The sequence below is a fragment of the Bacillus xiapuensis genome, from assembly GCF_002797355.1.
GTDB classification, from domain to species: Bacteria; Bacillota; Bacilli; order Bacillales; family Domibacillaceae; genus Bacillus_CE; species Bacillus_CE xiapuensis.
In genome coordinates this window covers 874244-900439 of record NZ_KZ454940.1, presented here as the reverse complement: position 1 = coordinate 900439, position 26196 = coordinate 874244, and the positions used below count along the sequence as shown (strand labels likewise).

Genomic DNA, 26196 nt, shown 5'->3' with positions numbered 1-26196 from the left:
ATTAACCACCTAAATAATTTAGATATCTAATGCATTAAACATGAAGGAATTTCTATAATTCCTCCATCGCAATCTTCTTTAATTTTTCAACAATGCGTTCTAATTCGTCTATTTCATTTGATGTAAGTTTGCTGTATATTTCATCTGCTATTTGCTGTTCTACATACTCTTGCTTAGAAAAATACTCCAATCCCTTTTCATCTAACGTGATAAATATTTCACGTCGATGTTGCGGATTAATTTCTCGTTTGATATATAGATTCTTTTCCAATTTTGCAACTAATTGACTGACTGCGCTAGAACTATTGTCCATCTCAACGGCAATTTCACCGACCGTAATACGCTTGGCTAAATACACAATATCTAATACAACCGCCTGCTGTGTTGTGATGCCGCTATTTAAATATTGTTTGTAATGTTTATATATCAAACGGTTTATCATATATTCTGCTTCATTAATGCGCTTAACCTGTTCATACAAAGACAAAAAAATCACCTACTAATATGTTAGATGCCTAACATCATACATTAGTAAGTAATTTGTCAAACATCACTCTTTTATTTAGCCTTTTCATTGACTGTTACAATTGATCCATCCTCCGTTTTTATTGGAGTCTATCTTTTCATCCAGACATAAATGGTTACACCAGAAACGCCCCATTCACTGGTTAAACCTCTATTTGAGCTACCAGACTTATAATGGTTAGCAGCCATTTTTTTAAAGTATTTATTATATTTTTACTGTTATGTTTCTCTACCATATGATAACAAACATTCAATACAAGTATGGTCAATTTTCTTAAAAAACTCGACTTGAGTTTGTCCATGAAACTATTCTAGCAGCTTTGCTTTTAAAAAAGCGATTACTATTCGTGTTGAGTTAAATTAATACATTTAACACACAATCCTAGTCACATACACTTGACTGTGGACGACTTGTTCAATATGACGGTAGCGCATTCTGATAACCAAATGTTACTTCATCCATCAACACGATGCCCTATTTAACTTATCGATATCCAAATCTACCCTACACCTACTATCTATTACTTTTTTTAAGAATTATTATGTTTGTAATTAGATTTAAAAAGAAAAATACACAAACAAATATACCCCAGTATACGATCAAGCTATTGTAGTTTAATAAGAGCGTACGATAGATTAGTTTTTGTACTAACACCGTAAAAATAATTAAGATGCAGTTTAATAATGTTACTCCAACAATATTAATCAACCCAGCACTTCCCTCTTAGTTTAATTCGATAATTCTGTCCGAACTATCTGCAAATTCCTTATCGTGAGTTACACAAACAATAGTTTTACCTAAACTTTGCAGTTGGCGAAACAGAGATAAGATTCGTTTTTTGTTTAAACTGTCTAAATTTCCAGTTGGCTCATCTGCTAATATCATTTCACATGGCTTTAACATTACCCTAGCAATCGCTAGTCTCTGTTGTTCACCACCACTTAACTTATATACTTTTCTATTTAAGTAAGTAGAATCTAACCCAACTTTCTCTAGGGTGGTTTTTAACATTTCTTCACTAAAATTTTTATTATATGTTTTTGATATTAATAAGTTTGTATAAACGGTCTCATTTTCCATTAAAACATAATTTTGAAAAATATACCCTATAGTATATCTTCTCAGTTGCATGATTTCTTTTTTACTGGGGTTTTCATAAGCCGCAATTCTCCTATTTCCGGAATCAGGATTATCTATTAGTCCTATTAGGTTTAAAAGTGTCGTTTTACCAGCACCGCTTGAACCTACGATAGAAACAAATTCATTTTTTTGTATCTTTAAAGAAAAATTAGTTAATACCGCCTGCTAATCAAAACTTTTACTTACATTACTTAATTCAATCATATGTGTTCTCCTTTTATTACTTTATTAATATTCATTTTATTCAAATAATTACTCAACCAACTTATAACAAGTAAATCAATTATTAAAACTAAAAAAACAGCTATTACTAGAGAATTAATACGATAAAGTAAGTATATAAGTGATCCTGCAATAATGTTTGAAATCAAAGAAATAAAAATTATACTCTTATTTCTTTTCCAAAAGGAATATCCGAATAAATATTTTAAACTCAATTGATAAGCATTAGCGCTATAATGTGCCCAAATAAATGTACTAACAAGTATTACTGAAAAAATAATAGTTATAAATAACCCTATACTTTGCTGGAACAATAACCATTGTTGCTCCGCGACTATATCATTTGCTTCGTTGTAGACAGACACAGTATTATTTACTTCAGTCACATTCGTTTTATTAAGTGCAGGTGAAATATTTTCAAATGCTTTTCCTTTAGACTTGTCTATGAAAAATAAAGATGTTGTTGCAAGAGCTCCTATATTTGAGGTATCTAAATTTTCGTTGAATATAACTGCGATAGGATCCTTGATTCTATTCTTACTATCACCCGTATAGCTATTAAAAGTAAAAAAATATTGACCTGTTTTAGTGTATATAATGTTAACATTTAAATCTTCCTTTGTTGTTTCATCCAATTGATAACCGATTTCTCGATTATACATATTCTTAACATCGACTTTTTGAAAATAAAACCATTCCTTGTACGAGTTAATAATTTGGTATTCCCACTCTTTATACTTTTTTGGTACTAATATATTTAGAGTGTTCTCATCATTTTGTAGTTGATCATTTATTGACGCATCTTTAACACTGTGAATGGGATTGATATCTAAATAATTTTTATCTATTATTATATTTCGCCCTTCAGGGGAATAAATCTCACTTTCATCTACTATATGTTGCATGTATTGATAAATAGGTTCCCCATTAAAATAATCAATCATTTGAAAATTTTCACTTTCTATTAAAAACGCATCATTCTTGGACTCAATTTCCTTATAAAAAGCAAACAGTCTATTGTTTAACTCTCTGTCTGCTTCTAAGTTTTCATTTAAGTCACTATTTAACACTCCTACTTGAACTCTAAAAACATCCTTTGTTTGATTCCAATATTCTAAACTAGCAACCTTATCACTTAAATGTTGGAAATTTAATAACGCGGAACTCATAACACCAAAGAGAATAATAGAAACTACTGCTTTTAAAATGGTCGATATCCACTGTATTTCTCTAAAAGGTAATTTCCCCTTAATATTTACAGCAGCATTATTGAATTTTTTGATAAAACGGGTTACTATCATGGTAAATATTAAAATAATAAGGCTCATTGTAGCATTGGTAAGAAAAAACATTACTATATAATCTATAAAGAAATATGTTTGTTTAAAAATCAAAATAAAAGTTATCATCCCACATAAAAGTAATAATATTATGAAGATAAAGAAATGGAAAAACTCTCTTGGCACTGATAATACTATCCTCCATGTCGAATAACCCCAGAATTGCTGAATTAACATCTTTTTCCTGTTTTGAATAAGAAAATAAAACAGCCCTATTAAAAATACAATAAGAGTTAAACATACAACCATCAACAAGGAAATATTTATTAATGCTAAACTATTAACATTTTTGTTTACTCTGGATATATTCCCATAATCAGAAAATTCTCTCATGAAGGCCTTTATTGTTTCTTCACTGGCTCCACTCAAATAAAATTCATTTCCTAACCCAACATTGCGTATTTGACCTATATCATATATATGAACATTCCAGTTAGATAAAGGAAATGAAAACAAACCAGATTGATTACTATTGGAGTCTACATTTTTATTGGAGAGATAATTCGCTCCAGTAGGAATTTCTCCTGATTTCACGTGAATATTGGGATCACTTTGTATATTCGTAGAATAAATATTTAAGTCTGTTTCACTTTGAAAACTGTACTTAGAAATATTTATATTATTTTCTTTTGAGAATTGAATTATATGTTCTATTAATTCATTATCTTTGAAATCTCTTTCATCATTGTTATAATCAATATGTATGAGCTGGTTATTTGTATATAAAACATCAAACAATTGCTTGTTGCTTATTAAAAAATATCCAAATAAATTTGTAGAAACGAACACTAGAGCCAGCAGAACATAAAGTGCTTTTTTCATAGTAGTATACTCCTTTAAACGGAGTAACAAAGTGCAATGTACTACTGCACTTTGTTACTTGGTTCATTACTATTTAGTTGCCCAATTGGCTTTATTCCCCCATAATGAGCTTTTAATCCATACTGAAGCAATTTTTCCAGGGTTTTCCCATATACTCCTTTTGATTGAGCTGGAATTACTTGCACTGGACCTATGCACCTTTTTAGGATGATTATAATAAGAGTAGTGTCGGTCTACTCCCCAAGCCACTTTAAACAAGCCGCCTCCAGCTCTAACCCATCCGTTTCTTACTGTTCTTAGTATACTGTTGGCGGAATCTCCTAACGTTACTTCCCCTTCAATAGAGCCTTTTTTCTTATAATCTTCCATAAGCGGATCTAAGTTAACTTCTGTCCCCTCATTCATACCTGAAGATGCTGCTGATGCACTCATTGTTGGTAAACCTAGACATGCACTTGCTATTAGTACCATAACTATCTTTTTCATAATTTATCCTCCTATACCAAAATATTGATTTCGTGTTAAACAATAACATTTTTTGGTGGATATTCAACAATAATCTGAAATTTCATTTTGGAAAAAGATGTATGATTGCTCTTTTAAAAAATGCCATGGCCATCTGAATGCCAGTTTTGCATTTCAAAAAGCAGCATCATGTTTTTTTAGTTGACTGTTTGTCAAGTTAAATGCAATGCTTCGTGGCATGTCCGCCAGCCTAAGCATTTACGGCAGAAGACTAGATATTAGCTAGAGCGATGGTGCTCTTTATCTGAAACATGATTAAAAACTGCTCCTTTCGTATAGCCTCACACAATAGACCATTCGCATCCTTATTACTGCCATGTTGCCAAGAAGAATAGGCATCAGCAAAATAGTCGTTAATTTCTAACTCCTTTCCGTAAATCCTCTTCTTTCCCATTTTCTTTGGAGTACATTTGTTAACTATTGACCACGACTTCTCCTAATTCCTTCGCAGATAAGATAGGAACTTGTTGCAAAGATTCAAATATTGTTTTGTAAGCCAATCCATTACGATTAGCATAATCTACAAAAGCCACTAAATAATCAGCATCCTTCCTAATGGAGTATGCAGTTTCAACTCCGGCCATACTACAAGCATCGAAGCAAATAATATTCAGTTTTTGTTTTGTTTCATGAAAGGCTTCTTTCAAAGCAGCTTGCAATGTAAAAGATGTCAGTGCCTCCTTCCCAGATAATTCATCTCCACCATCCCCATCTACCGAACCTCATCCATGTTCCCATAGAATCAATATGGATTGTTCAGCTAGATATTAATTTATACTCCAAATTAAAAATCACTTAATGACTCTTTAATGTCCATATTTCGCTTTTCATCATCTTGTATTAACTTTAACTTATTTTTTAGATGTATGGACATACCTAGATCAGGTCATTATGATGAAGTGAACGAGAGGATGTGTCCAGTTTTGAAACAAAAACGATACAGTCACAAATTTAAACAAACGGTGGTCGAGCTTTATCGCTCGAGCACACCCGTCAGTTAATTATCTAGCGAATATGGTGTTTCAGAAATAACAATCTATAAATGGATTAAACTCCATTCTCCTTTTGAAGGGGCTCAAGACTTAACTCGGGCAAAAGTCACTGCGATCCAGAAGGAAAACTTTCGTCTCAAACAAAAGGTAGAGATCTTAAACAAGGCTATGACCATACTCGCACAAAAATAGAGGACCAAGAGCTGATGGACCACATTACTAATGAAAACAAACATCAACCGATCCAGCTGATGTGTCGTGTGTTAAAGATGCCTAAAAACACATGGGATGATTCCTTCATTCAGTCGAAAAGGTTGTCCTTATGACAATGCATGTATCGAATCGTTTCACGCAACACTCAAGAAAGAAGACGTGTGCAGAACTAGATATGATAGTTTTGAAACGGCACGAGTAGCGTTATTTAAGTACATAGAGGGTTGTTACAATCGCAAACGAATTCATGGAAACATCGGGTACTTAACACCAGACGCCTACGGGAGTATATGTCGTGCAACAGGGTGAACTCTGGGGATGATCCAGTTTCCCCTTGCCACATTTTTCGAGCGTAACTTCCACAAGTTTTTACTCCACATTCCAAGTAGAAGGTCAAAAATGCTTTTCCCTTTGACGGGCTGCTTGGAGTGGGGAACGCTCCATGAATGGAAGTTGCTCAGAACAAAAAACTCAACCGGAGTGTGTCCAATACCTTGAAATAGATCCATTTTGACACTCCACCGTTGGTTACGTTCAGAGGAAACAAGGTCTAACTTCCATTCTTTGCTCCCCCCTGTTTCTAGTTTCCTCATTGATTTAAACGAGTAAATATTTCATACTCAGTGAAAGGATCCAAAGCCAATGTAGACTCATCAAAAATTAAAATCTTGGCTGATTCGTCCCTCATAAATGCTCATGCCAGCGAAAAAACGTCCTAGTTTTGTTTCATGTCCTGCTGGCAATTGAGGTATCACTAAACGATCAATGTTTAAAACATCTTCTCCCTTTTGATAAGAAAAACGAACGTTTTTCAACCTAAATCCTTTTTGAATGTGAAATGGAAATGATAAGGTACCTGCTATTTTCGGCGTTTCGTACGAAATAAATGAAGTAATATCGAGGAGTGACAATATTTTTGTGTAAATGAATTTTCAACCTCTTCAGATAGATTGTCATTTTGATATTCAATGGAACTTGTTCGGAGGTTTGATTTTGGTATGTAGGAAAGGGCTAGCCCTTTCCTACATACTAAAATTGTGCGTCACATTCTGGAGTTGCGAATTACTTTGATTTCAAGTTCTCAAACATTTCTTCCAGTTCTGCACGAGCCTTGTTAAAGCCGATGTGACAACGTGTAGCGAAACGTTCGTTATAATCTTCAAACTGCGTGACTAAGAAGCGTTCCAGCGATTCTTCATTCGAAAATTGTTCCTTGCGTTTTGTATATTTTTTAATTTGTTTGTTGAAAGACTCGATTAAATTGGCCGAATAAATGCTTCGCCAAATGGCTTTTGGAAACAGATAGAACGTTAGAAGATAGGATTTTCAAGCAATGATTGTGTAACTTTTTTATAAGATTTGCCCCATTTATCGCAGAACGTATCTAGCGCTTGCCCGGCCGTCTCTGCGTCCGTTGCTTGATGAATCGTCAGGAAATCCTCAAAGATTTCCTGACGATCTTCTATGCGCACTTTATGGGCAAGGTTACGGCCAACGTGAACGAGACACACTTGGTATTTCGCTTTGGAAACACCGTGAAAACAGCGTCCGCCATGCCTTTTAAAGCCGTCTGAAACGAATAATAGAACATCTTCTACACCACGTTCCTTCGTGGAAGTTCCTTCCAGTTGTAGGCGGATTCTGTTGGGGCGGTCGTGTACGTCAGCACTTCTTTTGAGCCATCTTCACGAATGCCAACAGCGATATAAACGGCTTCTTTTGAAACCGTATCACGACGCACCGTAAGATAGGTCGCACCTAAATACACACATACATAGCGATCGTGAAGCGAATATTGATTAAACGCTTCTACGTTTTCAGAAACCGCTTTGGTTATGTTCGAAATCGTTTGCGGTGTATAGTGATGCCCGTACATTTTTTCGATTAAATGCACGATTTCAGACGATGATGATCCGCTTCGTACAATTTAAACCTCTAGTCTTGATTTCTATTTCTAATCTCCTTTTGAACCTTTCGCAGTGCCTTTTTCGAACCTCTCTCCAAGTCATGCTGCAGCTTCCTATCTTGATAACTGGTGAATAAGGTGTTTATATCATACCCTTCAGGATATAATTGAGTTGCTTTAATGTCCAATTCAATCCGCTTAACATTTACTTCTAATACTTCGCCTTTATAGAACAGTTTAATGTTATTAAATTGATCTTTTGGCTCAAAGACGATTGCATAATCATTCTGGCTGATTAATTTTACTCGGTCACCGATTTCATAATGATATGCCTCTAATGGCTGGTCCGCTTCATGCATTGGTTTTTTTATTTTGTTTTCTTTTATTACTTCTAAGTTATAGTTTTTATTCTCTATATATAATTGGGCCCGCTTCAAAACATTTTCACGGATATTCATCCTGCTTGAAATCCAAAGTGCATTGCTCTCTCCAGATTTTCCTATTAATAACTTATACGTCGGCTTTAATTCAGCACTATTAAATAACATGGCCGCATTCATAAAGTCATCGTGCATTTCAGAATACCGTTTAATTTCCCCATAATGAGTTGTGGCAATTGTAATGCATCCCATATGATAAAACTCTTCCAAAATGGCAATTGCTAAAGCAGCCCCTTCATTCGGCTCCGTTCCGCTTCCAATTTCATCAAATAAAAGCAGCGTATTATTAGTTGCCGTACTCATGATCTCTGAAATATTCTTCATATGGGAAGAAAAAGTACTTAAAGCGTTCTCTATGCTTTGATTATCCCCAATATCCACAAACACGTGATCAAAGACGGCAATTTCAGTTCCTTGTTTCGCCATAATATGAAACCCTGACATGACAGCTAAAGTTAAAATCCCAATGGTCTTTAATACGACGGTTTTCCCACCCGCATTAGGACCTGTAATGACTAACCCTCTATAATCTTTACCGATTTCAAAATCCAATGGAACAATGCTGCCTTCTAATAATGGGTGTTTACTATTAATTAATTTTATATATCCATAATTATTGATCTTCGGTTCAATAGCATCGGTACTTTTACTATACTTGGCTTTCGCAAAAATCATGTCGTACTGACTGATACATTCAATATTAATCCTTATTTCATGAAGCGATTCATAAATCGCTCCGGTTAACGTTGCTAATATTTGATATTCCTCAACGGATTCTTCCGATTTCAAACTCACTAATTCCACATTAAGCTTCGAGACAGCCTGGGGTTCAATGAATACGGTAGATCCTTTAGAGGATGTTTCAATAATTGTTCCCGCTACATGATTCTTAAAGGATGCTTTAATTGGAATCGTAAAACGATCATCTTTCTTACTGATATAAAATTCCTGGATATATTCTTTATGTGCTCCACTTTTCAAAAACTTCTTCAAACGTTCTTCGATTTTCTCTTCTGTTTTAGCTATCTGATTCCTAATTCGTTTTAACTCTTTACTAGCCCCTGAATCCACTCGATTTCCTCTAATTGCAAATAAGATATCCTCTTCAATATCTCGAAATTCAGTCATAGAACGTGCATAAGTGTAAAGTACTGGCGCGAAAAATTCTTTATCCGCCATAAACTTTTTAATTTTCCTGCAGCCTCTTAAAAAATCAGAAATAGCAAGTAATTCGGACGGGGTTAATACCATGCCTTTTTCTAATTTTTCAATATGGCTTGTTATATTGGAAATGCCCGTTAATGGAAAGTGTTTTTCAGCGTCCAATAACTTGCGGGCCTCACTCGTTTCATTTAAACGGTTGCGAACGACTTTTATATTCGAGCTTGGCTGTAATCTTTCTATTAACTCTTTACCTAAACTGCTGACACAATGGCTTTTAACTTTATTTTTTAATTCGTGGTATTGTAATTTTTCAAAGGTCATATTATTCATTTTATCTCCCTCATTCCAAATAAAATAAGCCCGCTAAAGCCTTCTCTGCCTTCCAATTTAGACAACTAAACTGGACAGAAAGCTTCCGCGGGCATAACCTTGTCACAAAACAAGGTCCTATCTCGAACAGGCATGAATAAATAAGACCTAAATAAATTAAGCATGACTGGATAGAATCCAGCCTCAAGGCTTAAGTCTTACATTCTACGCTACACGAATATATGGAAATGGAAGCAGTCTGATAGCAGGTATTCAAACACGTTAAAGTAACATGATTGAAAAAAGGCATTCTCAATAAACTGGCATTGACCAGAAAATAAGTACCTTATTCAACTAATTGTGATTAGTTGATACCTGCTACGGACATACTCCACCACACCTTTTTGTAATATGAGATCAATGTAGCATGGAAAAACCGTTTCGTCAAACAGCATCCAAAATTAAGTGATAAGACTAAGCCCTGTTGGCGCCATCAAAACGAAATAAACATTTTTCGCCCGAATTGCTTCTATCCCTATTCTATCGCTAGAAATATTTTTCCATGCGCCAGGTGGTCCTAATAAAATCAGATTATACTATCGCGCTGGCCACCGTCATTCACTTAGCTGCTTTAACTGGCGTTCGCTCAAGGCTGTTTGCTCTTCCAGCTGAAATTCATCTAACGTTTTTACATAAGGAAAGCGTGCCCGCTTCATTCTTCTATCGACACTCTTTCGTTCACGCTTTCTAAAATAACTCTCCAATCTTCAGCTTCGTTTCTCCACTCCATCTCAATGTATGTTTCGAAACGATTATTTGTTACTTTTAGCGATTTCAAACCGTGATTATTGGTTATTTTGCAACCGCTGATTACAAGTCGTTAGAGATCGGCTTAAAAAATCAGATGAGTCATCTGATTTTTTTAAGTACAGTATTACAACTAAATGGATTCTTCTAAAAATAGTTGTTTAGATAAGGAAGTATAAAGTCTGAGTTCATTTATTAATTGATCCACGTCTATTCTAGCTGATTCTAATAACTCACCGTGTTCTGTCATATCATCGGGATTTATTACTAGTTGCTTTGATAATACATTTGCATAAAGCGCGCGTGCTACAAATCTTAAACTGTTCAGCGCATTAACGCCACCTTTTCCCCCTCCACATACGGAAATGAGAGCGACAGGTTTATTAATAATGTAACTCTTATCAATAAAATCTAATGCATTCTTTAAAGCTCCACTCATAGATCCATGATATTCTGGAGTAGAAAGTATAATGGCATCAGCTTCTTCTATTGCATTCAGAACGGTTTGTACTTCTTTTCTAGTACGAACTTCTTCCTCACCATTAAAGATTGGTAGAATTAATTCGCTTAAATCTAATAAGTTTAAATCATGATTCTTGCTGATATACTTTGCCACTTTTGTAGTTCCACCAGTTTTCCTAGGGCTTCCATTTATAATTAGTAAGTTCATTTTGTTTCCTCCTGAATTTTTGAATTTATTTTTGGATTACATTTGAGTTATCAATGCCCTTTTCAGTTAATGTTAAGGAGTGGTTTGTTATACCTTTTCTCGTTGTGAAAACAATAATAAATGATAGGACAAGAATAACACTTAAAGTTAATAGTGATACCCTTACATTTACCATGCTGTTTATTAATGTAAAAATAAATACAAGAGTCACCCTCATTAGTAAACCTGCTGCTTGCAAAAAACCATTCACTCTACCAATAATATCTTGAGGAATGATCTCCATCATGAGAGTGTTCCTACTTATTCTTGTTCCTGAGTTTCCAGCCCCGCAAAATAACATAAAGACCAGAAACAAGAATACAGAATTAAATAGTGCTGTACAAGCTAACGCTACGGTGTAGGTAAGCATTGCTATAACTGTAGTATTTAAAGAACCTATTTTCCTCACAACATATATAATGATGATACTCCCTATGATAGCGCCTGAGGAATAAAATAAGTTAAGGAGCCCCATAGTACTTGCATTAGCTTTTAAATATTGAGCTACAAATACTGGGAACAAATAGTTACCAACCATCACACCAATAAATGGCATAAAAGCACACAATAGGAATAGCATTAACTTTTTTTCATATTTGACGTAATTGAATCCTTCCTGTATATCTTTCCATCTGGAACTCTTGACATTAGCAACGGTTTTCTTACGATGAATATTAGGTAATATAGTTAATGCTGTTAAACTAACTAAATATGCCACACTATTTAAGATTAATATATAGGATATATCTATAGTCTCTACGGCTACCGTTGCCAATACTCCTACCAAAAGAGAAGCTCCTTGTGTTTGAATTTCTAAAGTACTGTTTAAATTATTATATTGTTCTTTTTTAAATAAACTTTGGTTTAGAGCGAATCTCACTTGATAATAAAAAGTAGTAATCATTGTACCAATTACAGGCAAGGTTACCATGACGATTTGATCGTAATTGGTTAGAAAGCATAAAATCCCCAAGAGTAAGGTGATACTAGCTCCGAACCCCTCCGTTAACATTAATAATCGATTTTGTGAAAACTTATCGATAACCGCTCCAAAATATGGGGATAAAAGAAACAATGCAGTGGTTGATATAATTGTTAATAAACCAAAGACTTTTTCTCCCCCAGGTTGATTAACTAGATACCATGGTATAGCGATCATTGTTATACCACTACCAACTGAAGTAAATAGATCAGATAGTAAAATTGGAATGATTTTATTTTTTGACTCTCGAAAGATAGATTTCATATTAACCCCCTGATATATTGTCTATTTTGCAATAATAGTCATCCCACTTCTTTTTTGGAACCTCTTTTTATTATCCAATCTGGGAAAATTGTATAACCATATGATCATTCCTTTATTTTCTCTATACTCCAATTTATTTGCTTGTAAAAATATCCAGATGGTATTTTTATAAAACTTAAACGGTCTAGAGCAATCCTTTCTATGGAAATATTCTCCTTTGCAAATGAAGCATCACTAACAATTCAATATTTGACCGTAATTAACCTACCAATGAACTAATATATTTAAAATAATTCTTATCTTGTATAATATGTTATCATATAATTTGTAAATATCACAATAATAGGAATATTTTGTTTAATCCATCTTTTAGATTGCAAATTAGCAGCGTTAAAATCCTGCTCTATTTTTTAAATACCAAAACTAAAACATGAAATGGAATATAATGCAGAACTGGAAGAGAAAAAGTATTACTACACGCGTGAAGAGCTCAGGAGCTTCCTGAAGGCGATTCAAGACGATACACTGACTTTTAACTATGTTTCGGCTACTCGCCTTCACAGGAGCACGTAAAGGGGAACTATACGCCCTGCATTAGTCAGACGTGGACTTCCACCATAAGACGATTAGCTTAATTTACCTACACAGACATCGAAAACGAAGGCCTCTCGGCGTGTGGTTAGCGTGGACGATGAAACTCTGTCGCTCTTAAAGAAATGGCGCAGCAAGCAAATACAGCTCTATCTAACATTACAACTTGCTACTCCTTTCCAATCTGATGATAAGCAGCCCATCTATACGGTCTATCATCAGTTAAAACATGAAATGGATTATTGCCGGCTGGCTTACTTGAATGAAAAGTTGGACCGGATCTATCAAAAGAATCCTGAGCTGACGCAAATAAATGTTCACGCCTTTTGGCATACTCATGCCAGCTTGTTATTTGCTGCTGGTGCTACCACCATCAAAGATGTACAAGCTCCACTCAGACATACAGATATTCAAACCACGATGGATATTTACACTCATGTGATCGATGAAGCGAAGGAGAAAACAGCCGAGATGTTCCAGAAGTATATGAAATTTTAGCTTGGGGTCTTCAATTCCAAATTGGGACATGAAAAAACCCTCTCCCGAACATTCGGGAAAGGGTTGGAAATGTTGATATTTGGGCAATATTAACGCTTTGAGAAATATACAGATAAATTCTAAGTATGCCTAATCCATCTGAATCCTTTTATAACAACGTTTTGGGAATTGTTATATGGATAAAAATGTATGAAAAAGGATTGAGATTGACATTACTTGAACCAATTTGAACCAAAACACTTAGATGCTAGTTGAATACAAATTTTTGTACAATATATATTCTATATTGTTAACCTTCAATCAAAGTTCTTGTACGCTTAAACCTTTAAAATCTTTACCTAAGGCTATTTCACCTATTTGTTTTATTGTATTTCTTCCATCGTTCATTGTATAGAATTTGACACCTTTGATTCTTACATTTTCGGTTTCATCTTCAAAAAATATTTCAGCTTCATGTTCATTTATGTACATGAGTAAATCTTCTTTCCACTGTTCTTCTTCCATATTTCGTCCTTTTGGCTCAATAAATATCTGAATGAAATAATCACTGTTTTGTAGGTAAAGAATAAAGTCGGGTTGGAATCCTGCCAAATTCACTTCATCATGTCCACTACCAAACTGATGCAATTTTAATTTATTATTTTTTGCAGACTCACGATGCATATTTTCATCCATACGTATTAAATATACATTAGAATATTCCTCTTTTAACTCTGCAACTCTTTCTGCGATTCGATCGATTAATTGCTTTTCGGTTAAGTTAATAATTGCGGAATCATACACAAAGTAATCTTCTTTTATTTCGTAACGGTCCACTGTTTGCGGACTATCCTGCATAAATGTTTTACCTGTGTCATAATTTGGTACACGTTTTCGATAGTTCGCAATATACTCTTTAATTGGATAACCGATAAATTTACCAGTTCCACGTTGTTTACTGTAACCTGATTTTATTTGTTTTGCGACATTTGAAAAGTAACGCTCTAGAATGTTTAACTTTTCAGTAGCCGTTAGTACACTACTATCCATTGTTTGTGGAATCGTAATATAGATCGTTCGATTATAAATATTTAACCATTTTTCTTCTAAAAATTCCTCTCTCGAATTTAATAGTGGAATATACTTTTTCAAATTAGAGAAATGATAGAACGACAATCGATTCATTATTTTATTGAGGTAACGCTTATCAAATGTAACAGCGACGTTATAAGCATTTGTATAGTCTTCTTGCACTTTAGTATCTTTATAGCCTACTTCTTTTAATGCAGATATATATGGAATGACAACATCGTTTTTTGTATCAATACCATATTTCTCTAATGAATCGTAGTAGTTATCCGTTACTTCAATGGTTTCATTGTAATAAATTTTTCCATATTTCCATACGTCTGTCCCTTTGAAAGTAGGCTTCACCTTTACGTCAATTAACGGATTCTTTTTATCTTCACCAGTCGGTAAATTCATTTCGTCTAAAGCACTTACTAAGTTCTTCAAGTATTGAGGTTCATTGATCGTATGATAGTGAATCGTCTCTAAAATCAAGCTATCTTTACTATCATCATTAAACCTGCGTGTATATGAACGTTCACCATCTAGTAAAAATGGGTAATACCTTGCACCACGTCCAATTAATTGTGCTTCTGACATAGTCGTTGTTTTCGTTCCTTTTACTTTCGGGTCATCACTTAAACGAACAATGTCAAAAAGGTTTAATACATCCCATCCCTCTGTAAGTCTAGCAACCGCAAAAATGACACGATATAAATTCATTGGACTTTCTAAGCTATTTAAAGCTTCATAGTGACCTTTTTCTAAGATACCGGATTGACTCGTGTCATTGGCATTAATAATCCGACTTGGAGCAAGTTCCCGTTTTATCTCTCTGACTAATTCACTTAAATCGTCCTCACGTTCGCGATAATAATTATGTGCCAATGCCAATGTTTCACTATCATCTTCAGAAGTGATTTGTGCTTGCCTATTAAGAAACGCTTTTAGAGATTCAACGGTCAATGTATCAATTAACTCATTAAATTGTTCGTGGGCTGCATTAGAAGCATCAATTCGCTGTGATTTAAACATAATAACAGGCTTTATATACGTACCATGCTCTTCAAGTGCATATCTTCTTCTATATTCACTTAATAAGACTACATTCATCATGTTGTCCACGTCTGTATTACTCGACTGAATTCTCTTTACATTCTTAGAATATTTATCTTGGATGAAACGGTCGAGTGCATAGCGATACAACACTTTATCCTTGTATTTTTCATAAACATTCTTATTCTCGAGGTCAATTGTAGCGGTAAATTCAAGTAAGCGATTGTCTTCATTTGCATTTAAAATTGTCGAAATTGCCTTTTCCCATGATTGTTCCGCTTCTTTTTCCGACTTGGTAGAAGCGGAGTAATGGTGTGCTTCATCTCCTAATATAACGACTTTATTCCTTGCATAATCTTCTTTACCCATTGCATTTTCTTTTTGGGTATAAATATCAGCAGCAACACGTTGGACAGTTGCCAACTTTAAATAGATTGTATTCTTACTTTGATTTTTGGGGAAAGATTGAACTTGCTTAATTTCTATTCGTTCCCCCTCTATTTCAATTTGTGGTTTATATAAGTACTTGTTCGATGCCTTATTTGTCAGATTATCAATCGTTTTATTTAATACACCATTTGTATTTACTAGGAATAAGAAGTTTTGGTAACCATGTTCTTGATAGAGGTATAAAATAAGCCCTGCCATTAAGTCTGTTTTTCCACTTCCTGTTGCCATGTTGAATAATACATGATTCACATTCCTAAAACGAAACTCATTTGCTACTTGTGAATAATGAAAAAAGCGTAAAGCTGCATCTTGATAATACCTAAACGTATGTACCATGTTCTGTTTAATGTATTCAGGTGTTTCCCATGAGCCTACTTCATTAAATAAACTTTCATTTAATTCTCTTACTTCGTCGTATAAAGGTAATGGTAATTGTTTCTTTTTCTTTGCCACAATTATTTACCACCTTCATCATAGAAATTTTTATTAAATGCATAATCACTATCAGATATTAAATCACGTACATTTTTGTCGTCAATCTCAGAATAATTGTAGTAAAGTTGGTTTTTATCGATGATTTTAATAAGTGTTTTCTTTTGGTCCTCGAATGGTAATTCATGTAACGAATCCTTAACCCCTTCTAAATCAACACGAAAGTCAATTTCCGCTTCTTTTAACATGAAATCAAATACTTTATGAAGTTCTGTTTGCGTTTTTGCATCACGAATGGATTTTAAGAATCCACGATTTTTCTCCATTAATTCAACATAAACAAAACTTCCTCCACCTTGCCAATTTACATCTTTAGAGATACCTCTTTTTTCAGCTCCAATGGTATTTATTAACCTTTGTACACTTTTATCGAGTATATAATCCATTTGTTCAATACCTATGAATTTCCGCTTGAGTTTTAATGAAGTAGCTTGTGTTGTGGCAGTTCCCATAAAATAATCGAGTACTATATCACCTTCGTTAGTTGTTGCTTCTATAATCCTTTTCAATAAAGCTTCTGGTTTCTTACCATTATCTAATTCAACGCCTCCACCTTCATTAGATAGATCATTTAAAGCAATATTTAACCAGATATCACTTATAGATTCAGTAGGGGTTTTTATTCCGTCGATTTCTTCAATTTTTGATGAAGCAAAAATAACTTCTTCATCTTTATATACATATTTTTTTAAACCAGTAGAAGTAGTTACTGGCGTAAAAATATTTCTATTAAATTTATTCTCTTTAGATAGTTTCGTTAATGCTGGATTTGCAGCAGTTCTAAAGACCTTATCAGCATTATCCATCAAAAATTTGTAGGCTTCTTTCGAACCATATTCCATTCCTAAACTTTGTAATTTTTTTCTTACTGTAGTATATTCCCATTCTGCTGGATTCTCTTTACCCTTCATATCTACAAATGAAGTGTATCTCTTAGCATCAATTGCCGCATCCCAAGTGCTGGATTCTCTTAAAGGATTTAAGAAGCAATGATCATAATTTTTGGCATATATTAATAGATGCTCTTTAATTTTCGGAATTTTCTTATTAACATGCGCCATTTTTGGACCACTTAAATCACTCATTTTAACGGAAATATGGTTGACAAATCCACCTGCAGTGTTGTTATGGAAAATTTCGTCTAATAATACCTTCAAATGAAAAACACCATAGTCATTCATTTGTATCACTAAATATCCATCTTCTTTTAGTAAATCAAGAGTCAATTCAATTCTGTTTTTCATAAATACTAGCCAAGTAGATAGCTTAAAATCGGAATTATAGGCAAAGGTATCATCTGTGTTATTTAAAAAATAATAAGGAGGATCTAAATAAACCAACTTTACTTTATTCCTATAACATTCTTTTATTGTGTGTAAAGCTAGTAAGTTGTTTCCTTTCATTACCAAATTGTCATCTTCACTAAAACTGTCTACCTCATGTTCGCCATCTTCATCATACTTTTTTGCATTGACTAAAACCTTTTTATCTAATAGAACATCAATTTCTTCTTTTGCAATCACTTCGTTTAAAAATGGCTCATCTGGGCGTAAGTCATTTTTATCTGTATCTTCTTTACTCATGCTTGCTTTTAATACTGTATCTTTATAGGGAAAATCCAATACAACATCAGTTGACTCATCAATAAATTTCCCTCCAGCTGTTAAACCAATTTTCTTTGAGTATTTTGTATACGAATCTTGCCAGTATTCGTCTGCTTCAAATAGTTCAATGAGTTTATTTGTTTGCATGACGATATTCCCTGCAATATCAATTGTAAAATTACTCTTTAATGTTTCATTCGAAATGAATGCTTCAAGCAAATCTTTATCATATGTATCTAAATCATGAATGACTTTATTTTTATTTAGTACTTCTCCTATAAAATACTTTTCACCAAATAGCCGTAAAACCTGTTTAATCGCTTCATTAATTTTAGTTTTCATATCAAAATCCGTCCTTCTATTAATTTAATCTATGTAATAGATTTTTATTAATCTCTATTTATATACTAACATATAAAGTATTTGTTCATATATCTTGAAGAAAAAAAGGGAATTGTTTATCCCTTTTTAAATATAGCCTCTTTCTTTCAGGCTAGTAAAACCGTTATTATTATTTACTACTAAATGATCAAGTACTTCGATGCCTAGTAACTTCCCAGCTTCGACTAATCTCTTTGTAACCTTAATATCTTCCATCGACGGTGTTATGTCACCACTTGGATGTTGATGTGCAACAATAACACTTGCAGCGTTATTGAGTATTGCTGATTTAAATACCTCGCGTGGATGTACGATCGAGGAATTTAACGAACCAACATGACATCGATGAACTGCAACAACATTATTTTTCGTATTTAAGCACATAACAAAAAACACTTCACGATCATCACGACCAATAAAGCGAGATGCAATTTTTGCTCCATCTTCTGGACTGCGAATACTGTAATTAACTCCTTCATCTGCCTCTCGAATAATTTGTTCAATGCGAACTACTTCAAAAATGGTTTCCATCTAGATCAACCTCTCTATTATTTTTTGACCTTTTTGGTCACCATATAGAGAATCTTCGCATCGATTAATGTCAAGTGGCGTAAGTAGCAAAGCTATCAAGTAATTCGTAGATGTTCTGGGGAAGCCCAATGAATTAGGGTGCGTTAAAAGCGTTAATTGCTTTCTTACGCACCCTTATCCTACTTGGCTGACTCATAACATCCGAAGAACGAAGACCCTTTACATAATCGATAATTCGTCTCTGCTTTACAGACGAATTAGAAGATTATAATTAGGGGGGCTGAAAAGGAAAAATCTGACGGATGCACCCATTCATTCAACAGAGATTGAAGTACTCTCACTATTTAACTGTCATTCATTTTTTCAGAATCACATTATTTAATGAGTTCACTTTTAACGCTTTCTTTTAAATAATTTATTGCATCAATCCTATAACCTAAAGGAGAGCCATCTATATTTTCATTCATCTCAAGAGGGTCTGCCAAGCCGTATTCAAGAGAACCAGATATTATATAATGAGATATATCATGATTTATCTTTTCCATATCAATTAACTGACTAATTACAATTTGTAGTAACTCTTCTTTTTTATTTTCTATTTCTTCTTCAGTCACATTGTGGTATCTTTCTTCTTTGTGCTTTTTATATTGTGTGATAGGGATTCTCTTCTTATAAATTTCCTCATCAACGTCCACACCCAAGGTTGAAGCAATAGTTTCAAACACTTTAATAGCTTCATGATCAACTGTTGTTTTTCGATTACTATTATATTGTTTTATTAATTGGTCTTTCCGGAAGTCAATAACTTCCTTTACAAAGTCTTCGCGGTATTTTGCATACCTATTTCCTCCTTTTATCTTGTCTTCATAACTACTCATATACCCATCTGTCTTTTCCTCAAAAAATTCACTTACATACTTATTCCATGTCTTCCTACTAATTAAATGATCTTCTTTATCCTTTCCTTCGAAATCATATCCAAATTGCTTATCAATAATATCTAATATTTCATTAACATTTAAGAAATCCATACCGAAACACTCCTTTATAAACAAATAATAGCATGAATTTTTAGATATATCCATTAAAACGGCGGATTTTGCTATTTCAAAAGCCTTAGAATATGTGGAAACATAATGTTAAGATTAATTTGTAATAAGAAATATCCATTGAGAAGAGGTGAACTAATCATGCTTTATAAAATAAATCACCCAGAAGTATCTAGGAAATGGTTACAAGTTGATGTGGCATACTTTGATAGCCTTTTAGAGAAATTTGAATTACAAGAAAGAATGGTTCGAGATAGTATTGAATTGTTAAAGTTCAATGATGTTGAAAAAATCTTAAATTTAGGTGGATTTAGCATTCAACTCGAAAGAACTGATGATGTAATTCCGATTATCAAGAGTCTTGAGAATGCATTAGGAAATTACACAATAAAAAATTAAAAGCGGTTAGAAAAGGAGAGTAGAATTTGTTATGAAGAAACTAAGACAATTTAACAAATTTGATGCAGTAGGATTTTTCAAAGACAAAGATGTCCGAGTGATGGCTCATGAACCGTGGAACGAATACGAGGACGGTCAAGTCACAAAACAGTTAGGGACTAAATACAAATGCATTATTGCGACAGATAACACAAAGTACGAAGGCGATGACGTTCAACCAGACCTTAATGCCGGTGAGCAAATAGACGTTAAAGTTCCACAACCTCCAAAGAGTTATAAGAAATTTAGTAGAATCACATTTGTGAATCCAACAGCTTCTGTATATGGAACATTCATGAGTGAACTTTCCGTCAAGGCAGACGATGTAGACATTATTCCACCAAAGTAAAGAATGAAGGGCAGTAAGTTCCCTTCCTATCAATAAATACATTATTATACCTGTGACCGCCCCTGACAAGGGGCGGAACCACGATAGTAGGATGTGGTTTGCATGAAGAAAACATATAGAATGCAACGTGGTTTTATTTCATTTTTATTCATTGGATTTTTTCTTATCTTATGGTTTTTCTTTTATAAACTGTATCCACTAATCGTTGAACAAATAACGATAATACAGCTTCCACATATCGAATCAAATATCTTCTTGATTCCTGTCGGTATGATGGTATTTACTTTGTTTGTTAATTGGTCAATTCGCAATAAACTGTGGTTTGGTCTATTTTTTTCTCTGCATTATTACTTGATGACTAAGCGAATAAGAAGACATATTAAAGACGCGAGATTTGAAGATGAACGGGAGTTTGACAATCGTTTAGTTACTTTACCAAAAATCAAGATAACATTTGATGATAATCGAACAAGACAGTCTGGAAAAGTTTTTATTAATAATACAATAAAGTTCGACAAGAAACTTGAAGATATGCGGATTGATTCAGCTTTAAAAGGTTACGTAAGCGAGCGCAAGTACTTATCAAAAGATCGCGACTGGTATATCTACGAATTTTATTCAGTTGATTCACATAAACAACTAAAGATTAAATCAGCAAGTGACTTGATTGAATGGTCAAATAAGACAGCAGACGATTACGCCCTACGTCTAGATGAGCGTGCAACAGTACCGTTTCATCATATGGGTTTAGTCGGCCAAACAGGTAGTGGTAAATCGTTTTTTATTCAAATGCTAGTTGAACAAGTATTATCAAAAAAGGTCAGTCATGAGTTATTCATAATTGATCCAAAGCGCACTGACGTTTACCAAATGGCTAAACGTACCATTGGTGATGAGCGAACTGGCGATAAAACAAATGCGATTGAATTGATTAAGCAATTTCATGAGCGTATGAAAATACGACAAGATGAATTACAAGACTATTTCATATCAAATCGTAACAAAACGTATAGGGATGCTGGTTTACCAGCTTTAATTTTACTCATAGATGAATTCGGGGCATTAAGAGAGTCATGGAAGACTTTAGCGAAAAAAGAACGTGATGAAGTCGATAGCATACTATCTGATGTTGCTTTCATGGGTCGTCAATTAGGGTGTATTCTGTGGGTCGCTACGCAACAAATGAACGCACAGACGATGCCAACAGCGATTAGAGAACAGCTCGTTTTGAAGATTGCTTTAGGTGATAGTGACGAGCAAACCTATAGAACTTTGTTTTCCTCTGGTGTGGATATACCGCCAGTTCAATTTACTGCTGGTCAAGGGATTTACAGTTATCCAGGGCTAGCAAGTGCAGACAAGCCACGGTTGTTGACCGTTCCTTACTGTTGCTTTTTGAATTGAAGCACCTAGCTTTTCCTTAAGGAGCGACGGCACAAAGAGCGGAAGGGGACCCGCCGCTCAGGCGGGGAAGGTTCCGCTCCGTGCTTTACACCTTTAGGAGAGCTGGGGTGCAGGTAATCACCCCAGCTCCAGTCAGGAGCAAAACCCACACCAAAGTCTATTCTTATAGGCTTTTACACCAAGAAAACTTTACCTAAAGTTTTCTAAGCAAAAGGAGTGAATAGAACATGATTAAACCAGATATTGACCAATTTACACTCGTATTGCAAACAACAGGCGTGTTTGACTTTGATGAATGGCGTGACTGGGTAGCAAAAAGTCTAATAAGTACCTTCTTGATTAAATCTAAGATGCATAAGCTATTTGACAACTTCGGTGAAGCTGACGTTAAGCTACCAGAAGGCTACACAATAGGTTACTCATTCATCAATGCACCTTTTTATTTCTGTATTGCTTATCATGAGGCATTTACGAAAATGGGTGTGATTGTCAAATATAGTGCATATGCATGGCATGAGTATCGAAAGCGATATGAAGCAGAATTTAATGAACCTATTCATTTACACACCTTTTTAAAAATGATTGATTCGGATGAATATAGTTTTAGACTTTCACGAATTGATATCTGTTGTGACTTTATTAATGAAGGTATTGATATTGCTAAATTAAAACGCTCAATTGAAGAAAAGAGGACTGAATTGCGCTATGGCAAGTACTAATAAAAGTTACCTACAAAAGGTTATTGATGACAACAAAGAAAAACCATACAAAAGAAACAACTCGAAAGTGTCCGACATATCGAAGGATTTTCAAGCACAAACATTGTATATCGGGGCAAAAAGCAGAAATACAAAAGTGCATTTACGCATTTATGATAAAAAAGAGGAACAACTGTCGTGAAACACATGCGCCATATCGCTAAAGAAGTGGATGACTGGACACGTGTTGAAGCAGAGTTTTCAGGTGATTACGCCCATCAATTAACAGATGCAATTAAAGAATGTAGTACAGATGAACAGCTTAAAAATGTGATTATTAGTTCTCTACTTGATCGCTACATGTTCTTTTATGTTAATTCTAATCGACCTCATAAGATAACTAGATTAATGCTTGAATTGTTAGATGAGAAGGACTTTCACTTTGAGTCACCATCTCCACGAAACAATTTGTTACAACAATCAATAGACCATCTAATTAAGGGGTCTGGGCTACTCCCCACATTGTGGAAAGTTCAACAAATATGGGGAGGTAATACAGCAAAAGAATTAATAGATTATTTATATAAACAGTACTATGAAGAATTCGAACCCAATGATGACCATATATCTTGGTTAAATAAATATAAGACACTTTACCAATTAGAAGGTAAACCGTGGGAAGGATGATAGTTAAATGAGTTTTCCGAAATTAAAAGAACATATACAACACATTGTCGAACTAGTAGACTTTTTCCAGAACGGTAAAGGAACAATTAATAAAACGGATAATCATTCTGATTACCAAAATAGCTACTATACACCAGAAGATATTTTAGGACAAATCAAATATGATGCTGAACAAGCACTAAAAGAACTAAATAAATTTTAAAATTAAATCTCAGCACAAAGGAGATGATGCCACATGAGCACAAACATGGCTACAAAGGATTATCCATATCTTTTAACAAGGGAACAAGCATCAGATTTTTTAGGTATAGACCCAAAGTCTTTTGATAAATATATTCGGCCACATGAAGAGCTAGATCGTTTCATGATTGGTAAGCGCGAACGCTACACAATGAAGTCTTTAATACACTTTATCGAAAAACACTCCGTTTAAAATGTGACAGTTGATAAGATGTTAGTTTCAGAATACAATACAGATGTATTCAACTAGCATCTATCAACTTTATTTTTGAAAGGGATTGATAGCATGGCTAGTATTGTAAAAAGAGGAAAGTCATATCGAGCACAAATTTCTTTGTACAAATATGGAGAACATAAAAAACTAACTAAAACATTTCCGACTAAGAAGGAAGCAAAACTTTGGGCTTTAGAAATGGAATTAGCGAAAGGAGAAGGAAAAGAACTTGCTCACAGAACAACAACATTTGCGGACTTCTTCGAAAATTGGATATATCTTGTAAAGGTTAATGACGTTAAAGAAACGACATTTCAAAATTATGTTCGTACTTTAGGAGTTATTAGAAATTTATTTCAGGATATTCAATTAAAAGATTTAAATGATATTGTTGTTCAGAAAAAGATTGATGAGTATGCCAAGACACATTCACGAAAAACAACTCATGAGGTTCTTCTTAAAATTAAAACATCTTTACGTGATGCATATGCTCGTGGCTATATTGCAAATGATTTTGCTCGTTTAGTAAAAACACGTGGAGAGAATCCACCTAAACGTAATAAAGCATTATCTATCACTGATTTTAGAAAGCTTCGTAATTACGTTTTACAGCATCCAGAAGACGAATTTAACTTACTTGTATTACTTGCATTAGAAACGGGGATGAGACGTGGAGAACTGCTAGCAATACGCCCAGAGAGTCTTTATGAATACGGAATAAAAGTTAGACATTCAATCAGTCCTACTTCTGATGACACTTCGTTAAAGACACAAAATGCAAAACGTGATGTTTCTATTAACAAAGAAGTATATGAACTCATTCGTAAAATTCCTGTTAAAGAGAATGGTTATATTTTCAGCTTTGGCGGTTTTAAACAGTCGGAACAATTAGCGGAGTTATTGAAGAAATTAGATATTAAGAAAACAACGTTTCACGGTTTAAGAGACACTCATGCATCATTTTTATTTTCTCAAGACATAGATATTGCTTATGTATCAAAGCGATTAGGTCACATTAATATTCAAACCACACAGAATTATTATCTGGAATTAATGCCAGAAAAAAAGCACCAGCAAGATGCCGATGCTTTAAATCTGTTAAGTGCTTTATAAGGTTCAAGTTAATTTGAACCAACTTGAACCAAAAAAGCTCTGCAAACATTGATATATCAATGTTTCTATTAACGTTTTGAGAACTGAGGTGCACGACGAGCGCCTTTAAGACCGTATTTCTTACGTTCTTTCATGCGGGCGTCGCGAGTTAAGTAACCAGCGCGTTTAAGTGTTGGGCGGAATTCAGGGTCCGCTTGAAGTAAGGCGCGGGCGATGCCGTGGCGGATTGCTCCAGCTTGACCTGTGTAGCCGCCTCCTTTTACGTTTACATGCACATCGTAGCTGTTGGCTGTTTCAGTAGCAACTAATGGCTGCTTGATCACTGTGCGTAAAGCTTCGAATGGGATATAGTCTGTTACGTCGCGTCCGTTGATGACGATTTTTCCATCTCCAGGTACTAAGCGCACGCGAGCGACTGAGCTCTTGCGGCGACCTGTTCCAATATATTGAACTTGTGCCAAGATGATAACCTCCTCTTAATAATTATCCGCGAAGTTCGTAAACTTCAGGTTTTTGTGCTTCGTGTTTATGCTCTGGTCCAGCATATACATGTAATTTTTTCGCCATTTGACGGCCTAAAGAACCTTTTGGAAGCATGCCTTTGATAGCAAGCTCAAGCATTCTTTCAGGATACTTTGTGCGCATTTCAAGCGCTGTGCGAGTTTTTAAACCGCCTGGGTACATGCTGTGACGGTAGTAGATTTTGTCAGTCAGTTTCTTACCTGTTAATTCGATTTTCTCCGCGTTGATGATGATCACGTGATCGCCAGTATCAACATGTGGTGTAAATGTTGGTTTATGTTTACCGCGTAAAATAGACGCTACTTCAGTAGCCAGACGGCCTAATGTTTTGCCGGCAGCATCTACAACGTACCATTTACGCTCGATTTCGCTTGCTTTAGCCATATAAGTCGTACGCATTGATTTTACCCTCCTAAAGAAAATGTGTTGTGGTTCACTGTATTTATATCACGAATAAGTTTCCGGGGCTCA

Annotated in this window: 24 protein-coding genes and 5 pseudogenes; 11 read left to right on the top strand and 18 right to left on the bottom strand. The window is 34.5% G+C overall.

Annotated elements, in window-relative coordinates; all coding sequences use genetic code 11:
* Positions 1 to 52: 52 nt before the first annotated feature.
* From CEF20_RS16180 to CEF20_RS16150, 6 genes and pseudogenes are all read right to left on the bottom strand, one after another.
* A complete protein-coding gene (locus CEF20_RS16180; protein WP_232713571.1) occupies positions 53 to 496 on the bottom strand; it encodes a MarR family winged helix-turn-helix transcriptional regulator in 444 nt (147 codons plus the stop codon).
* Positions 497 to 1039: 543 nt separating this feature from the next.
* A complete protein-coding gene (locus CEF20_RS16175) occupies positions 1040 to 1234 on the bottom strand; it encodes a bacteriocin-like WGxF protein (protein WP_269799237.1) in 195 nt (64 codons plus the stop codon).
* A 15-nt stretch (positions 1235 to 1249) separates the two neighbouring features.
* Positions 1250 to 1870: pseudogene (locus CEF20_RS16170) on the bottom strand (ATP-binding cassette domain-containing protein).
* Complete coding sequence (locus tag CEF20_RS16165) at positions 1867 to 4050, bottom strand: bacteriocin-associated integral membrane family protein (protein WP_100332836.1); 2184 nt, start codon at positions 4048 to 4050, stop codon at positions 1867 to 1869. The pseudogene CEF20_RS16170 and the gene CEF20_RS16165 overlap by 4 nt, the downstream one beginning before the upstream one ends.
* Positions 4051 to 4119: 69 nt before the next feature.
* The gene (locus CEF20_RS16160; protein WP_100332835.1) at positions 4120 to 4536 is read right to left on the bottom strand and encodes a lactococcin 972 family bacteriocin; all 417 of its coding nucleotides are present in this window, start codon (positions 4534 to 4536) and stop codon (positions 4120 to 4122) included.
* Between the two features lie 452 nt (positions 4537 to 4988).
* Positions 4989 to 5261, bottom strand: a pseudogene (locus CEF20_RS16150) (clostripain-related cysteine peptidase); the annotation flags it as partial.
* A 330-nt stretch (positions 5262 to 5591) separates the two neighbouring features.
* Here CEF20_RS16150 and CEF20_RS17605 point away from each other — a divergent pair.
* Together CEF20_RS17605 and CEF20_RS17600 are read left to right on the top strand one after the other, a co-directional pair.
* A pseudogene (locus tag CEF20_RS17605) lies at positions 5592 to 5759 on the top strand (IS3-like element ISBce13 family transposase); the annotation flags it as partial.
* Positions 5760 to 5858: 99 nt separating this feature from the next.
* Positions 5859 to 6089, top strand: a pseudogene (locus CEF20_RS17600) (integrase core domain-containing protein); the annotation flags it as partial.
* A gap of 344 nt (positions 6090 to 6433) precedes the next feature.
* Here the strand turns inward: CEF20_RS17600 and CEF20_RS16770 are convergent.
* The 6 genes and pseudogenes from CEF20_RS16770 to CEF20_RS16115 form a co-directional block, all read right to left on the bottom strand.
* Entirely contained in the window at positions 6434 to 6595 is a 162-nt protein-coding gene (locus CEF20_RS16770) for a hypothetical protein (RefSeq protein WP_157796320.1), read from the bottom strand.
* Between the two features lie 247 nt (positions 6596 to 6842).
* A pseudogene (locus tag CEF20_RS17650) lies at positions 6843 to 7680 on the bottom strand (IS256 family transposase); the annotation flags it as partial.
* 35 nt (positions 7681 to 7715) lie between these two features.
* On the bottom strand, positions 7716 to 9620 hold the full coding sequence (locus tag CEF20_RS16125; protein ID WP_100332830.1) for an endonuclease MutS2: 1905 nt from the start codon (positions 9618 to 9620) through the stop codon (positions 7716 to 7718).
* Positions 9621 to 10213: 593 nt separating this feature from the next.
* Complete coding sequence (locus CEF20_RS16765; RefSeq protein ID WP_157796319.1) at positions 10214 to 10363, bottom strand: hypothetical protein; 150 nt, start codon at positions 10361 to 10363, stop codon at positions 10214 to 10216.
* Between the two features lie 176 nt (positions 10364 to 10539).
* Positions 10540 to 11076, bottom strand: coding sequence for an NADPH-dependent FMN reductase (locus tag CEF20_RS16120; protein WP_100332829.1), 537 nt, complete (start codon positions 11074 to 11076; stop codon positions 10540 to 10542).
* Between the two features lie 25 nt (positions 11077 to 11101).
* Positions 11102 to 12361, bottom strand: a complete 1260-nt coding sequence (locus tag CEF20_RS16115) for an MFS transporter (RefSeq protein ID WP_100332828.1) — start codon at positions 12359 to 12361, stop codon at positions 11102 to 11104.
* Between the two features lie 684 nt (positions 12362 to 13045).
* On the opposite strand from CEF20_RS16115, the gene CEF20_RS17215 reads away from it, so the two are divergent.
* Positions 13046 to 13450, top strand: a complete 405-nt coding sequence (locus CEF20_RS17215) for a hypothetical protein (RefSeq protein WP_232713569.1) — start codon at positions 13046 to 13048, stop codon at positions 13448 to 13450.
* 300 nt (positions 13451 to 13750) lie between these two features.
* Here the strand turns inward: CEF20_RS17215 and CEF20_RS16105 are convergent, their stop codons facing one another.
* The 4 genes from CEF20_RS16105 to CEF20_RS16090 form a co-directional block, all read right to left on the bottom strand.
* Positions 13751 to 16456 carry a DEAD/DEAH box helicase family protein gene (locus tag CEF20_RS16105; RefSeq protein ID WP_100332827.1) on the bottom strand — a complete coding sequence of 902 codons (2706 nt, stop codon included), beginning with the start codon at positions 16454 to 16456 and terminating at the stop codon, positions 13751 to 13753.
* 2 nt (positions 16457 to 16458) lie between these two features.
* Positions 16459 to 18441, bottom strand: coding sequence for a site-specific DNA-methyltransferase (locus tag CEF20_RS16100; protein WP_100332826.1), 1983 nt, complete (start codon positions 18439 to 18441; stop codon positions 16459 to 16461).
* 126 nt (positions 18442 to 18567) lie between these two features.
* Positions 18568 to 19011, bottom strand: a complete 444-nt coding sequence (radC, locus tag CEF20_RS16095) for a RadC family protein (RefSeq protein WP_100332825.1) — start codon at positions 19009 to 19011, stop codon at positions 18568 to 18570.
* A 374-nt stretch (positions 19012 to 19385) separates the two neighbouring features.
* A complete protein-coding gene (locus CEF20_RS16090) occupies positions 19386 to 20042 on the bottom strand; it encodes a hypothetical protein (protein ID WP_100332824.1) in 657 nt (218 codons plus the stop codon).
* A 105-nt stretch (positions 20043 to 20147) separates the two neighbouring features.
* Here CEF20_RS16090 and CEF20_RS16085 point away from each other — a divergent pair, with 105 nt between their 5' ends.
* The 8 genes from CEF20_RS16085 to CEF20_RS16045 all read left to right on the top strand — a co-directional run bounded on the left by CEF20_RS16085 (position 20148) and on the right by CEF20_RS16045 (position 25203).
* Positions 20148 to 20459 (top strand): hypothetical protein, encoded by a 312-nt coding sequence (locus CEF20_RS16085; protein WP_157796318.1) that lies wholly within the window; start codon positions 20148 to 20150, stop codon positions 20457 to 20459.
* Between the two features lie 31 nt (positions 20460 to 20490).
* Positions 20491 to 20847: a hypothetical protein gene (locus CEF20_RS16080; RefSeq protein WP_198508547.1), complete on the top strand. Its 357-nt coding sequence runs from the start codon at positions 20491 to 20493 to the stop codon at positions 20845 to 20847.
* A 102-nt stretch (positions 20848 to 20949) separates the two neighbouring features.
* Positions 20950 to 22251: a helicase HerA domain-containing protein gene (locus tag CEF20_RS16075; protein WP_100332822.1), complete on the top strand. Its 1302-nt coding sequence runs from the start codon at positions 20950 to 20952 to the stop codon at positions 22249 to 22251.
* A gap of 227 nt (positions 22252 to 22478) precedes the next feature.
* Complete coding sequence (locus CEF20_RS16070) at positions 22479 to 22970, top strand: hypothetical protein (protein ID WP_002320477.1); 492 nt, start codon at positions 22479 to 22481, stop codon at positions 22968 to 22970.
* Positions 22971 to 23156: 186 nt separating this feature from the next.
* Positions 23157 to 23636, top strand: coding sequence for a hypothetical protein (locus tag CEF20_RS16060; protein WP_232713588.1), 480 nt, complete (start codon positions 23157 to 23159; stop codon positions 23634 to 23636).
* A gap of 7 nt (positions 23637 to 23643) precedes the next feature.
* Positions 23644 to 23838, top strand: a complete 195-nt coding sequence (locus tag CEF20_RS16055; protein ID WP_100332820.1) for a hypothetical protein — start codon at positions 23644 to 23646, stop codon at positions 23836 to 23838.
* Between the two features lie 33 nt (positions 23839 to 23871).
* Positions 23872 to 24069, top strand: coding sequence for a MerR family transcriptional regulator (locus CEF20_RS16050; protein ID WP_028273283.1), 198 nt, complete (start codon positions 23872 to 23874; stop codon positions 24067 to 24069).
* A gap of 75 nt (positions 24070 to 24144) precedes the next feature.
* Entirely contained in the window at positions 24145 to 25203 is a 1059-nt protein-coding gene (locus tag CEF20_RS16045) for a tyrosine-type recombinase/integrase (RefSeq protein WP_232713568.1), read from the top strand.
* 68 nt (positions 25204 to 25271) lie between these two features.
* On the opposite strand, the gene rpsI is transcribed toward CEF20_RS16045, so the two are convergent.
* Together rpsI and rplM are read right to left on the bottom strand one after the other, a co-directional pair.
* Positions 25272 to 25664, bottom strand: coding sequence for a 30S ribosomal protein S9 (rpsI, locus tag CEF20_RS16040; RefSeq protein WP_100332819.1), 393 nt, complete (start codon positions 25662 to 25664; stop codon positions 25272 to 25274).
* Between the two features lie 22 nt (positions 25665 to 25686).
* Positions 25687 to 26124 (bottom strand): 50S ribosomal protein L13, encoded by a 438-nt coding sequence (gene rplM / locus CEF20_RS16035; RefSeq protein ID WP_100332818.1) that lies wholly within the window; start codon positions 26122 to 26124, stop codon positions 25687 to 25689.
* Positions 26125 to 26196 lie beyond the last annotated feature (72 nt).